Here is a 13,130-nt window from a genome sequence, read left to right as displayed (position 1 = left end):
CGGTCCGTCACGAGCCCCTGCCGGGCCGGTGGGTCAGCCCAGGCTGGTGGACATCGCGTTCAGCAGGGTGGACGAGGTGTCGTCGTTCTCCAGGGCGAAGGCGAACATGCCGCCGAGGCCCTTGGCCTTGGCGTAGGCGCCGCGGGCCTGGATGGCCTGCGGGTTGTCGCCGGTCCAGAAGTTGGTGCCGTCGTAGATCCAGGCGCTCTCGGTGACCGGGTCCCAGTGGGTGTTCGCGGCGGTCGGGGTGAGCTCCCGCCAGCCGGCGAGGCCGGCCTCCTGGCTGCCGGGCTTGGCCGCGGTCGGGCCGGTCGCGCTCTGGTACAGGCCGGAGTCGGAGCCGGCCTGCACGCCGGTCCAGCCGCGCCAGTAGAACGGGACGCCGAGGATGATCTTGTTGGCCGGGAAGCCGCCCGCGATGCCGTACTCCGGCAGGCCGGTGGTGTACGCGGCCAGCGTGGTGTCCACGTTGTACTTGCGGGTGCCGGGCGCGATCGGGGTGGTGGGGTCGGCCGGGCTGTCGTGCAGCGGGTCCTGGTGGTTGGTCGGGCCCTTGGCGTCCCACGCGCCGTGCATGTCGTAGGTCATGACGTCGGCGTAGTCCAGGTACGCGCCGATCCGGTCGGTCTCGATGTACTGGATCTTGTCCTGGCCGGAGGGCAGCGCCGCGGTGAGCAGGAAGCGCTTGCCGGTGCTCGCGCCGTAGGAGTCCAGCTGGCTGCGGAACTCGGCGAGCAGGGCGGTGAAGTTCGCCTTGTCGGCGGCCGAGTAGTGGTTGCCGGTGTGGCCGCCGGCCGAGCCCGGGTACTCCCAGTCGATGTCGATGCCGTCGAAGACGCCCGCGGCGCTGGCGGCGCCGCCGGAGGCGTCGCCGGCCACCCCGGTCGGCAGGTTGCCCTTGAGGAACATGTCGATGCAGGAGGAGACCAGCTTCTTGCGCGAGGCGTCGGTGGCGGCCGCGTCGGAGAAGTACTTGGAGTAGGTCCAGCCGCCCAGCGAGAGGGTGATCCGCAGGTTGGGGTTCTTCGCCTTGAGCTGGCGCAGCTGGTTGAAGTTGCCCTTCAGCGGCTGCTGCCAGTCGTCGGCGGAGCCGTCGACCGAGATGGCGCCCGAGAAGTCCATCTGGTAGTCCGCGTACGCGTCGGCGGCGCCGTCGCCCGCGTTCGGGTTGTCCTCGTGGGTGGCGTCGGAGGCCTTGACCGCCTCGAAGCAGTTGAGGTTGGTCGGGTGGATGTTCTCGAACGCGTAGCTGATCACGTCGAGCTTGGCGGCGGCGCCCGAGGTGTCGACGTTCTTCGGGTAGTAGGCGGCGTCGTAGACCGACCACTGGTCGAAGTAGGCGGACCTGAGCGGGGTCGCGGCGCCGGCGGCGGCCGTGGTGGCGGTCACCGCGGCGGACTGCTGGGAGGCGTGCCCGGCCTTGTCGTACGCCTGCACGGTGAAGGTGTACGCGGTGCCCGGCAGGAGCGAGGAGACCGCGATCGAGGTGCCCATCGAGGTGCCGACCAGCTGCCCCTTCGACCAGACCTTGTAGCCGACGTAGTTGTCGGTGGAGTCGGTGGAGGCGTTCCACTTCAGGACGACGGCGTTGGCGGTGGTGCGGGTGACGGCCACCCCGCCGGGGACGGTGATCTTTCCGTCGCCGCCGGGGCCGTTGCCGGTGCCGGAGGTGGGGCCGGCGCTGCCGGACGGGCTCGCCGAGGCGGAGGTCGAGGCGGAGGTCGAGGCGCTGGCGCTGGCACTCGCGCTGGCGCTGGCGCTCACGGACGGGCTGGTCGAGGCGCTCGGGCTGGTGGAGCCGTCGGCCGGGCCGGTCAGGGTGAGGTCGTCGGCCCGGTAGGTGCCCTGGCCGTACCAGCCGTGGGTGAAGACGGTGACCGAGGTGGTCGAGGCGCCGGTCTTGAAGGTGGTGCTCAGCTGGGTCCAGCCGGTCGCCGAGGGCGCCCAGGTGGAGGCGTTGACGCCGGTGCCGGTGGCGCCGAGGTACACGTAGCTGCCCTGCACCCAGCCCGCGAGGGTGTAAGTGGTGTTGGGCTGGACGGTGACGGTCTGGCTGCACTGGGCGGTGTCGGAGGCCGAGGCCGCGCCGGAGAGGGCGTAACCGCCGCTGTGCACGGGGGTGGTGACGACGGATCCGGCGGCGCAGGTCCAGCCCTGCAGGGTGCCGGTCTCGAAGCCGGCGTTGGCCAGCAGGTTCACGGCGGCCGCCGAGGCGGTGCCGAGCGAGGCGGCGAGCGCCGCGCTGCCGCCGGTGAGCACGGCCGCCAGGGCGAGCGCGCCGGCCCGGCGACGGGGAGCGGCCCGGAGCGCCTGGGGGCGCACGGGCGTTGCTCGGTCGAGCATGAGGTTTACCTCCGGATGAGTGGGGTTGTCCGGTAGGTGTGGGAGCCTCGGTGGGGATGCCGGGGTCAAGATTGGACTGGACCATTGATCGCCGTCAAGGGGTCGTGGACGCACGGGAGCGCCCCGCCCGGGCACGACTGCCCGGACGGAGCGCTCCGCTGTCGGTGTGTCAGGGGAAGGAGACCACGTTGGACGGGGTGGTCGAGGTCCCCGAGGTCGGGGCGCCGGTGTTGTTCACCACGTGGGCGAACTGGCCGTTGCCGCCGAGCGAGTTGACCAGGATGTCGTGCAGCTTCACGCCCGCCTTGACCGGGACCTCGAAGCCGTGGTCCATGATGATCGTCGGGTCGACGTTGAAGTAGCAGTAGCTGCCCAGGCCCCAGCCCTCGTGGGTGTTGACGGCGTCGTCGACCTTGTAGGCCGCGTAGCCGCGGGTGCTGCCGTTCTGGATCGCGGCCTGGTTGGGCGCGTCGTACGCCTTCTCGTTCTGGAAGAAGATCGTCCGGCCGCCGTTGCCCTTCCACCAGACGTCGTACTTGTTGAAGTGCTCGACGAACAGGCCGGTCGCCAGGACGTCGTTGCCGCCGACCACGAAGCCGTAGTCGGAGCGGTTGGTCTCCCAGCCGACGCCCGCGCCGTGGTCCGCGCGCCAGATCCAGGTGTGGTCGACGACGGTGTTGTTGGCGTTGATCACCATGCCGTTGGTGGCCTTGCCCGCGCCGGCGCCGCCGACCCGGACGAAGACGTCCTGGATGACGATCGGGTCGGCCGCGTGGCTCGCGCCCGGGCCGGCCTCGCCGACCTGCAGCAGGGCGGGGGAGTTGACGGTGCCGGCGTCCAGCAGCAGGCCGGAGACCTTGACGCCGTCCACGTCGGCGACCTTCAGCGCGGTGACGCCGTTGTCCGGGACGACGGTGGCGAGGCCGAGGCCGAGCACGACCGTGCCGGGGCGGGTCACGTTGAGGGTCTGGTCGACGTGGTAGACGCCGGGGGTGAAGAGCAGGTTGAGGCCCTGTGCCAGCGCCTGGTTGATGGTCGCGGCGGTGGCGCCCGGCTTGACCACGTAGAACTGGTTCAGCGGCAGCGAGGCGCCCTGCGGCGCGCCGTTGCCCCAGGAGGTGCCGCGGGCGTTGGTGCGCTTGGCCGGCACGAAGACCTTGTAGTCGCTGCCGTCCAGGTAGAGGAACGGCTTCTCCTGCGAGACCGGGGTGGTGTCCAGCGTGGTGTACGGCGGGTTGGGGAAGCCCTGCGCGGGCGCGCCCTGGACGCCGGAGAAGGTCTGGTTCCAGACGCCGTTGGAGAAGCCGCCGATCGAGCTGTCGCGGGTGTACCACTGCTGCTGCGAGTAGTTGCCGACCTGGCCGTCGATCTTCGAGTCGGCGATGTAGCCGCCGGAGGCCCAGCCGTAGCCGTTGGGGGCGAGGTTGAGGCCGCCCTCGACGTGCATCCGGCGGAACGGCGCGGCCTGCGAGACGGCCCAGCGGTCGGTGCCGCTGACCGGCTTGAGGTGCAGGTTCTCGGCGGAGCGCCAGAAGTTCTGGGTGGCGTTGCCGTTGAACCAGCCGGCGTCGACGGTGACGTCGCCGTTGAAGGTGGTGTCGTCCGGGTTCAGGCCCAGGCCCGCGATCGAGGTGTAGAAGCCGATCTGGGCGTTGATGTTGCTGTAGGTGCCGGGCTTGAACAGCAGCGCGTAGCGCTCGTTGCCGAACTGGTTCGACTCCTGCTTGGTGAAGACCTCGTCGACCTTGGCCTGGATGTTCGGCGTGGACGGGTCGAAGACCAGCACGTTCGGGCCGAGGTCGCCGCCGCCCTGCACCGGCGGCACCGAGGTGCCCCCGGTGTGCACCGCGAACTCCCAGAGGGAGTAGCCGTATCCGGTGCCGCGCTGGGTGCCGTACATCCGGACGTAGCGGCCGGAGCCGTTGACGTTGAGGGTCTCGTTGCCGCCGGCGCCGGTGGTGGTCGAGTAGACGGTCGACCAGTTGGTGCCGTCGTTGGAGGTCTGGATCTGGTAGGCCTTGCCGTAGGCGGCCTCCCAGTTCAACTGGACCTGGCAGAGCTGCTGTTCGCTGCCGAGGTCGACCTGCAGCCACTGCGGGTCGGCGGCGGCGGAGGCCCAGCGGGTGCCGGTGTTGCCGTCCACCGCGTTGGCGGCGGCGGTGCCGCCGTTCTCGGTGGAGGACGAGGTCGCGGCCTTGCCCTGGGCGGCGTTGGCCGTCCCGCAGGTGGTGCCGCCGCCGGTCAGCGAGCCGAAGACCTGGAACTCCCAGAGGGAGTAGCCGTATCCGGTGCCGCGGGTGATGCCGTTCATCCGCACGTAGCGCCCGGAGCCGGTGACGTTCAGGGTCTCGGTGCCGCCGGTGCCGGTGGTGGTGGAGTAGACGGTGGTCCAGCTCGCGCCGTCGGCGGAGGTCTGGATCTGGTACGCCTTGCCGTAGGCGGCCTCCCACTGCAGGACGACCTTGCTGATCGACGCCGACGCACCGAGGTCGACCTGCAGCCACTGCTGGTCACTGGCGGCGCTCGACCAGCGGGTGCCGGTGTTGCCGTCGACCGCGGCGGCCGCGGGGGTGCCGCCGTTCTCGACCGAGGACGAGGTGACGGTCCGGCCCTGGGAGATCAGGGTGTCCGCGGCGTGGGCGGCGGAGCCGGGCAGGGCCAGGACGGTCCCGGCGAGCATGGCGAGTCCGACGACGCCGGCCGAACCGCTGCGCGAGCGTGCTGAGGTGAGCCTCACGGGCTACTCCTCCGGTGGGGGTGGGGTGGGAGTCTGGGTGGGGTGGGGCGCCCCGCCACCGGAGTCTCCGGGAGCGCTCTCAAAGGTGTCAAGGTTCCGGCGAAGTTCCGGAACCAGCAGCTCACGGCTTTACTCGATCCTTGGATCAGATTGTGAACTAAGTGCCCAGCTCCCAGGCCCGGACCGCGTCGAAACCACCGTGAAACGGCGCTGAAACGAAAATCCGGCGCCGTCTCAGGACGCGGTACGCGGAACCCGCCGCTCCCACTCCCGTTCGAAGACCACGTCGGCGCCCTCCAGCGCCCGCAGGTGGTCGCGGGTGGTGAAGTGCGTGGCGTCGCAGGAGATCTCGGACCGGGTCTGCACGGTGACGTCCCATCCGATGTCCGGCCGCTCCATCCGGATCGTCCGGTCCGAGCGGGTCCGTGCGCTCAGCGGATCGTCGGACCGGATCCGGTACGCCTCCAACGCGTGCTCCTCGTGCACCAGTCCGTCCGGATGGGTGTGCGGGCCGCTCGGGTCGGGGTCGAGCTCCAGCCGCCACTCGCCCTGCGCGACGTCGTGCACCACCAGGCGCTCGGGCCGGGCGGTGAGCGGCTCGGTGGACCGGACGCCGAGCGGCGCGGACTGCTCGGGCGCCTCGAAGGTGATCGGCGCACTGCCCGCGTCGGCCGCCAGGTGGCGGACCGGCAGGGTCAACACGCTGTGCCCGGGGTCGAGTTCGAAGCCGGTCGGATCGGGCTGCGGCCACACCCAGGGCCAGTACGCGGAGGACAGCGCCAGCCGGATCCGGTGCCCGGCGGGGAAGTCGTGGGCGATGCCGGCGAGTTCGAGCCCGACGTCCTCGACGGCGCCCGGCTCCCACTCGACCACCAGGTCCCGACCGGCCCGCGCCGCGAGGTTGAGCACCCCGCGGGTGACCAGGGTCGACGACCCGTCAGGGGCGACGTCGCACAGCCGGGCGACCACCTGCCCGCGCCGGGCCCGGCTGCGCACCCGCAGCCGGAGCGACGCCCGGCCGAGGACCTCCACCGGCTCGGGCAGCGGCGCGGAGTCGAAGCAGACCGACCGGCCGTCCTCCTCGCGCTGGTCGGGCGGCAGGTCGGCGGCGTTCCCGGCCGGCACGAAGCGGCCGGCGTCGATGCCGGTGTGCTGCGGGGAGCGGACCGGTACGAAGCGGTCGTCGGAGGGGGTGCCGGCGGTGCGCAGCGCGTCGTCCAGGCTGTAGTGGACCTCGCGCACGTCGGGCGAGGGCCAGCTCTCGTCGCCGACCCAGCGGCCCGGCCGGTTGGCGTAGCCGGTGGCGGGCGGGACGGACTCGTTCATCCAGGTCCGCAGGGCGGCCTCGGCCATGACGCCGGTGTCCTCGTCCTTCAGCCAGTGGTCCCACCAGCGCAGGGTCTCCTGGAGGAAGCCGATCGCCGGGCCGGGCGGCAGGCCCTGGTCGGGGTACTGGTGCGGCCAGGGGCCGATCAGTCCGCGGACGGGGGCCCGGAGGTGCTCGACCAGCCGCAGCACGGTGTCCCGGTGCGGGTCGGCCCAGCCGCCGACGGCGAGGACGGCGGCGCGGATCGCCGGGTGGTCCTCGCGGACGCCGCCGCGGCGCCAGTACGCGTCCCGGGTCTGGTGGGCGAGCCAGGCGTGGACGGGCGGCTCGACGGCCTCCAGGCGCTCGCGCCACAGCGGCTTCCAGGCATCGCCGACGTACCGCGGGTCCGGCGGGAGGGCGGTCAGGGCGAGCCGGGCGGCCGACCGGGCGTGCGTGCCGACCGCGAGCAGCGAGCCGCCGCAGTGGTGCGCGTCGTCGTAGGGGTCGTCGGTGGAGCAGACGGCGACCACGGCCCGCAGGGCGGGCGGGGCGAGGGCGGCGAGCCGGAGGGCGGCGGCACCGCCCCGGGCGATCCCGAACGCGCCGACCCGCCCGCTGCACCAGGGCCGGGCGGCCAGCCACTCGATCACCGCGACGCCGTCGGCCGGCTCCTGCTCGCCGTACTCGTCGCCGGGCAGCCCGCCGGAGTTGCCGTGGCCGCGGGCGTCGACCCGGACGGAGGCGTAGCCGTGCCCGGCGTACCAGGGGTGCCGCTCGGCGTCGCGCGGCGCCGTGCGGTCGCCCAGCCGGTCCGGCAGGTACTCCAGCAGGGCGGGCACCGGGTGGTCGGTCACCGGCCGCCAGACCCGGGCGGCCAGCTCGGTGCCGTCCGGCAGCGGGATGCGCAGGTCCTCGCGGGTGACGGAGTGGGGGTACGCCTCGGGGTGCCGCATGGCCGAAGAACCTCTCCACTCCGCCGGGTGAGCACTTGATTCCGACGATAAGGGATGTTTCCGGCCATTTCCCGGCTCGCCGTGCACTCCGGCGTGCGCCTGGGGCTCTCAGTTGCGAATGACTTGCAATTGCTAGCTGATCGACGAAAGGATGTCCGGGCCCACTCGCCCGTGCCACCCGGAAGGACACCCCAGATGCCAGCCCCCAGCCGTCTCCGCGACCGGCTCACCCGCGAGGAGTGGATCCGTCTGGCCGGCATGGGCGGCTTCGTGCTCCTGCTGCACGTGGTCGGCTGGTTCACCCTGCTGGCCGTCATCGCGCCCAAGCACTACGACGTCGGCGGCCAGGTCTTCGGCGCCGGCATGGGCCTGACCGCGTACACCCTCGGCATGCGGCACGCCTTCGACGCCGACCACATCGCCGCGATCGACAACACCACCCGCAAGCTGATGGGCCAGGGCAAGCGGCCGCTGTCGGTCGGCTTCTGGTTCTCGCTCGGCCACTCCTCGATCGTCTTCGCGCTCTGCGCCCTGCTGGCCTTCGGCATCCGCTCGCTGGCCGGACAGGTGGAGTCCGACGGGTCGGCGCTGCACCAGGCGACCGGGCTGATCGGCGTCACCGTCTCCGGCACCTTCCTGCTGCTGATCGGCCTGATCAACCTGGGCGCCTTCAACGGCATCCTCAAGGTGTTCCGCAAGATGCGCCGGGGCGAGTTCGACGAGGCCGAACTGGAGCGCCAGCTCGACAGGCGGGGCTTCCTCAACCGGATCCTCGGCCGGGTCACCCGCGCGGTCACCAAGCCCTGGCACATGTACCCGGTCGGCCTGCTCTTCGGCCTCGGCTTCGACACCGCCACCGAGGTCTCGCTGCTGGTGCTCGCCGGCGGCGCGGCGGCCTTCTCGCTGCCCTGGTACGCGCTGCTGGTGCTGCCGATCCTGTTCGCGGCCGGCATGAGCCTGCTGGACACCATCGACGGCTCGTTCATGAACTTCGCCTACGAGTGGGCCTTCTCCAAGCCGATCCGGAAGATCTACTACAACCTGACCGTCACCGGCCTGTCGGTGCTGGTCGCCCTGGTGATCGGCGTGATCGAGCTGGTCGGCCTGCTCGCCGAGAAGCTGGACATCACCTCCGGCCCGGTCGGCTGGATCGCCGAGCTGGACCTGAACCTGGTCGGGTACGCGATCGTCGGCCTGTTCGTGGTCACCTGGGCCGGGGCGATGGCGTTCTGGAAGTTCGGCAAGGTCGAGCAGAAGTGGTCGGCCGCGCTGCCCGCCGAGCGGAGCGTCGTCGAGGTGGACTGACGCTCCGTCACCGAGGCCGTCGAGCCGGGTCGCCCGCGGGCGACCCGGCTCTCCTCTTCGGTGCCAAGAGTTAACGTCGGGCATCTTGTCGTGTCATCTTCTACGCGCGTATCTTCAGGCTCCGGATCTACGCGAGTAGTCCGCTGACCGACCCTCAGCCGACCCGGCCGCCCCCACGGCGTCCGGGCGTCCGGGCTGCCCATGAAGGAGTCCTGCACGGTGACCAAGTCCACCGCCCACCGCCCCCGTTCGCGCAGGAAGCTGCTGCGCGCGACCGTTCCCGCGGCCGTCGCGGCCTCCCTGGTCCTGGTGCCGCTGCCCGGCGCGATCGCCGCCCCCTCCACCGGCGCGGTGATCGCCGAGGTGTACGGCGGCGGCGGCAACTCCGGCGCCACCCTGAAGAACGACTTCATCGAGCTGGGCAACCCGAGCGGCGCCGCCTTCGGCCTGAGCGGCTACAGCGTCCAGTACCTGACCGGCACCCCGGGCGCGAGCAGCCAGTGGGGCGTCACCCAGCTGACCGGCTCGATCGCCCCCGGCGGCCGCTACCTGGTCGCCGAGGCGGCCGGCGCGGGCGGCACCGTCGACCTGCCCGCCGCGGACGCCTCCGGCAACCTGGCGCTCTCCGGCACCAGCGGCACCGTCGCGCTGGTCTCCGGCACCACTCCGCTCACCTGCAAGACCGCCGCCGACTGCGCGGCCGACCCGCGCGTGGTCGACCTGGTCGGCTTCGGCACCGCCGTGGTCCGCGAGGGCTCCCCGGTCACCGGCGCCTCCAACACCGCCTCGGTGGCCCGCGGGTCCGCGCTGGCCGACACCGACGACAACGCCGCCGACCTGAAGTCCGGCGCCCCGACCCCGGTCAACGGCAAGGGCGAGGCCCCCGACCTCCCGGACGGCGGCTCCGGCTCCACCGGCCCGACCGAGCCCGGCACCGTCCGGATCCACGACATCCAGGGCGCCACCCGGCTCTCGCCGAAGACCGGCAAGACCATATCCGGCGTCCCCGGCATCGTCACCGGCGTGCGCACCTACGGCTCCAAGGGCTTCTGGATGCAGGACCCGAACCCGGACGCCGACCCGGCCACCAGTGAGGGCGTGTTCGTCTACACCGGCAGCGCCACCCCGGCCGTCAAGGTCGGCGACGCCGTCCTGGTGACCGCCAAGGTCGCCGAGTACTACCCCAACTACAACGGCGGCAGCCAGTCGATCACCGAGCTGACCAACCCGCAGGTCACCGTGGTCTCCTCGGGCAACCAGGTGCCCGCGCCGGTCCTGCTGGACGACTCGAACATCCCCGCCGCGTACACCCAGGACGCGGCCGGCGGCTCGATCGACAACCTGCCGCTGAAGCCCGCGGACTACGCGCTCGACCTGTACGAGTCGCTGGAGGGCATGAACGTCCAGGTCGTCCACGTCCGCGTGGTGCAGGCCACCGACAAGTACAACGAGCTGTGGGTGGACGCCCGCAACCAGGACCGGCCGACCCGCCGCGGCGGCGTCGTCTACCTCGGCTACGACCAGCCCAACCCGGGCCGCCTGATGGTCCAGTCGCTCGTCCCGGCCGCCGAGCAGCCCTTCCCGCAGCTCAACGTCGGCGACGAGCTGGAGGGCGTCACCGCCGGTCCGCTGGACTACAACCAGTTCGGCGGCTACACCATCGCCGCCACCGGCCTCGGCCAGGTCTGGGACAGCAAGCTCCAGCGCGAGATCGCCGACCCCGCCAAGCCGAGCCAGCTCACCATCGCCACCTACAACGTGGAGAACCTCGACCCGAGCGACCCGGACGAGAAGTTCGCCCAGCTGGCCCAGGGCGTGGTCACCAACCTCCGCTCGCCCGACATCGTCACCCTGGAGGAGATCCAGGACAACAACGGCGCGGTCAACGACGGCACGGTGGACGCGAGCCAGACCGTCGCCAAGTTCCTCGCCGCGATCAAGGCGGCCGGCGGCCCGGCCTACGACTGGCGCTCCGTCGACCCGGAGAACGGCAAGGACGGCGGCGAGCCCGGCGGCAACATCCGCCAGGTCTTCCTGTTCAACCCCGACCGGGTCTCCTTCACCGACATCGCCGGCGGCGGCTCCACCACCGCCGTGGACGTGACCGGTACCGGCAAGCGCACCTCGCTGACCGCCTCGCCCGGCCGGATCGACCCCGGCAACGAGGCCTGGAACAGCAGCCGCAAGCCGCTGGTCGGCCAGTTCAGCTTCCACAACAAGCCGGTCTTCGTGATCGCCAACCACTTCAACAGCAAGGGCGGCGACCAGGGCATCGACAGCCGCTTCCAGGCCCCGGGCCGCAGCTCCGAGGTCCAGCGGATCAAGCAGGCCACCGTCGAGCAGGCGTTCGTGGCCAAGCTGCTGGCCGCCGACAAGAACGCCCGGGTGGTCTCCCTCGGCGACTTCAACGACTACCAGTTCTCGCCCGCGCTGGACGCCCTCACCAAGGACGACGTGCTGCGCGACCTGGTGATCCAGCTGCCCGAGCGCGAGCGCTACTCCTACGTCTACCAGGGCAACTCGCAGGTCCTCGACCACATCCTGGTCAGCCCCACCCTCAAGTGGCACGACGTGGACTACGAAGTGGTGCACATCAACAGCGAGTTCGCCGTCCAGGCCAGCGACCACGACCCGCAGGTGGTCCGGATCAAGCCGTGACCCGGCGGCCCCGTACGCTGTCGGGATGACCAAGCCGATAGAGCTCGTCGTCTTCGACTGCGACGGGGTGCTGGTGGACAGCGAACGGATCGCGCTCCGCGTCCAGGTCGCCCTGGGCGCGGAGTTCGGCTGGCCGCTGACCGAGCAGGACGTGGTGGAGCGCTTCATCGGGCGCTCCACCGCGTCGATCGGGGAGCAGGTCGCGGAGCGGCTCGGCGCGGCCGCCGCGGCCGCGTGGGGGCGGCGCTTCGAGGAGCTGCACCGCGAGCAGGTGGACACCGGCCTGGAGCCGGTGGACGGCCTTCCGGAGGCCCTGGACGCCATCGCGCTGCCCACCTGCGTCGCCTCCAGCGGTTCACACGCGAAGATGCGCCACACCCTGGGCCGGACCGGCCTCCACGGCCGCTTCGAGGGCCGGATCTTCTCCGCGACCGAGGTCGCCCGCGGCAAGCCCGCCCCGGACCTCTTCCTGCACGCCGCCCGGCGGATGGGCGTCGACCCGGCCGCCTGCGCGGTGGTCGAGGACAGCGCGCCGGGTGTCGCGGCGGCCCGCGCGGCGGGCATGCGGGCCTTCGGCTACGCGGGCGGGCTCACTCCCGCCGAGCGGCTCGCCGGGCCGGGCACCGTGGTCTTCCACGACATGCGCGAGCTGCCGGGCCTGCTGGCGGCCCGGGACGCGTGGGCGCCCCGGCCCTGAGGGTGGGGGCCGGGGCGCCGGTTCCGGAGGGCGGTCAGCGGCCGAGGGCCTTGAGGACCGCGCCGGCCATCGCCGCCTCGCCGGTGGCGTTGGGGTGGAACGGGACGGTCGGCGAGCCGGGCAGCGCGCCCTCCACCCAGCGGTCGTCCGAGCAGACGTCGTGGCCGCGGGTCGGGGTGAGGGTGTCCACGTAGGTGGCGCCGTTCGCCTTCGCGGTGGCGGCCAGCATGGTGTTCACCTTCCCGAGCACGCCCCGCAGGTAGGCCACGTCGCCGACGGTGACCGGCTGCCGGCCGAAGCAGTCCCGCTCGTTCTCCGGCAGCACCGAGGGGTAGCCGACCACCAGCACCCTGGCGTCCGGCGCCTTGGCGTGGATCTTCTGCAGCACGGAGGCGAGTCGCGGCGCCGTGTCGTCGACCCGCTTCGCCAGCGAGTCCTCGCCCCAGACCCACGCCCACTGGCTCCAGCTCCAGTGCCCGTCGGCGTAGTGGTCCTTGCACGGGGTGCCCAGCGGGTTGACCACGGCGCCCGCCACACAGGTGGCGATCACGTCGGCGATGCCGAGGTCCGAGGTGCCCAGGTCGTTGCCGCCGATCCCGAGGGTGACCAGGGTGGTGTCCGCGGTGACCGCGTTCAGCTGCGGGTCGTTGACCCGGAACGGGCCGTCCCACTGCGCCTCGGTCATCGCCTTCACCTTCGCCGCGCCGCAGGTGACGTCGGTGTACGAGCCGCCGATCCGGGCCGCCACCAGGTGGCCGTAATTGCGGTCGGAACGCAGGCACAGGCCCGCGTACTGACCGGGGACACCGGATCCGGCGGCGTACGAGTCGCCGAGCGCGACGTACTTTCCCCCCGCCTCGGCGGCGTGTGCGGGGGTGGTGGCGCCGGACAGGGCGGCGGCCAGCAGGACGCCGCTGACCAGGACGGACGAGCGCTTCAGGGCAGGACGGAGCACGGTTCCTCCTGGGGGAGAGGACGGTGGGGGTGGGTGCCGTACCAATCGGTAAGTTACCGACGCGTCAAATCGCTGTCCAGATTTTCGACACGATTTCCCGAAAGCCCGTCAGCGGTATTCGGAATTCCGCTCCGGTGCGTAGCGGAGGCAATTCTGATACGCCGTGGAGCGGA

7 protein-coding genes are annotated in these 13,130 nt (G+C 71.9%); 3 read left to right on the top strand and 4 right to left on the bottom strand.

Annotation, left to right across the window (positions count from 1 at the left end):
- Positions 1 to 33: 33 nt before the first annotated feature.
- The 3 genes from ABEB06_RS09695 to ABEB06_RS09685 form a co-directional block, all read right to left on the bottom strand.
- The gene (locus ABEB06_RS09695) at positions 34 to 2,343 is read right to left on the bottom strand and encodes a glycosyl hydrolase family 18 protein (protein ID WP_345696405.1); all 2,310 of its coding nucleotides are present in this window, start codon (positions 2,341 to 2,343) and stop codon (positions 34 to 36) included.
- 169 nt (positions 2,344 to 2,512) lie between these two features.
- Positions 2,513 to 5,023 (bottom strand): discoidin domain-containing protein, encoded by a 2,511-nt coding sequence (locus ABEB06_RS09690; protein ID WP_345701792.1) that lies wholly within the window; start codon positions 5,021 to 5,023, stop codon positions 2,513 to 2,515.
- Positions 5,024 to 5,314: 291 nt separating this feature from the next.
- Positions 5,315 to 7,342, bottom strand: a complete 2,028-nt coding sequence (locus ABEB06_RS09685; RefSeq protein WP_345696404.1) for a CocE/NonD family hydrolase — start codon at positions 7,340 to 7,342, stop codon at positions 5,315 to 5,317.
- 195 nt (positions 7,343 to 7,537) lie between these two features.
- Here ABEB06_RS09685 and nicT point away from each other — a divergent pair, with 195 nt between their 5' ends.
- The 3 genes from nicT to ABEB06_RS09670 all read left to right on the top strand — a co-directional run bounded on the left by nicT (position 7,538) and on the right by ABEB06_RS09670 (position 12,002).
- Positions 7,538 to 8,647: a Nickel transporter NicT gene (gene nicT / locus ABEB06_RS09680; RefSeq protein WP_345696403.1), complete on the top strand. Its 1,110-nt coding sequence runs from the start codon at positions 7,538 to 7,540 to the stop codon at positions 8,645 to 8,647.
- A gap of 201 nt (positions 8,648 to 8,848) precedes the next feature.
- Positions 8,849 to 11,305, top strand: a complete 2,457-nt coding sequence (locus ABEB06_RS09675; protein WP_425559599.1) for an endonuclease/exonuclease/phosphatase family protein — start codon at positions 8,849 to 8,851, stop codon at positions 11,303 to 11,305.
- A 25-nt stretch (positions 11,306 to 11,330) separates the two neighbouring features.
- The gene (locus ABEB06_RS09670) at positions 11,331 to 12,002 is read left to right on the top strand and encodes an HAD family hydrolase (protein ID WP_345696402.1); all 672 of its coding nucleotides are present in this window, start codon (positions 11,331 to 11,333) and stop codon (positions 12,000 to 12,002) included.
- A gap of 34 nt (positions 12,003 to 12,036) precedes the next feature.
- Here ABEB06_RS09670 and ABEB06_RS09665 read toward each other — a convergent pair whose 3' ends face one another.
- Entirely contained in the window at positions 12,037 to 12,957 is a 921-nt protein-coding gene (locus tag ABEB06_RS09665; RefSeq protein ID WP_345696401.1) for an SGNH/GDSL hydrolase family protein, read from the bottom strand.
- Between the last annotated feature and the right edge of the window lie 173 nt (positions 12,958 to 13,130).

Origin of the sequence: Kitasatospora terrestris (assembly GCF_039542905.1) — a bacterium.
GTDB classification, from domain to species: domain Bacteria; phylum Actinomycetota; class Actinomycetes; order Streptomycetales; family Streptomycetaceae; genus Kitasatospora; species Kitasatospora terrestris.
Note: the sequence above shows the minus strand (reverse complement) of the source record. Positions and strands in the feature narration are given on the sequence as shown.

Bases quoted from the DNA above. Each gene is read 5' to 3' on its own strand.
- ABEB06_RS09675 (WP_425559599.1), top strand. From the start codon at position 8,849: ATGAAGGAGTCCTGCACGGTGACCAAGTCCACCGCCCACCGCCCCCGT.
- ABEB06_RS09695 (WP_345696405.1), bottom strand. From the start codon at position 2,343: ATGCTCGACCGAGCAACGCCCGTGCGCCCCCAGGCGCTCCGGGCCGCT.
- ABEB06_RS09685 (WP_345696404.1), bottom strand. From the start codon at position 7,342: ATGCGGCACCCCGAGGCGTACCCCCACTCCGTCACCCGCGAGGACCTG.
- ABEB06_RS09690 (WP_345701792.1), bottom strand. From the start codon at position 5,023: ATGCTCGCCGGGACCGTCCTGGCCCTGCCCGGCTCCGCCGCCCACGCC.
- ABEB06_RS09670 (WP_345696402.1), top strand. From the start codon at position 11,331: ATGACCAAGCCGATAGAGCTCGTCGTCTTCGACTGCGACGGGGTGCTG.
- nicT (WP_345696403.1), top strand. From the start codon at position 7,538: ATGCCAGCCCCCAGCCGTCTCCGCGACCGGCTCACCCGCGAGGAGTGG.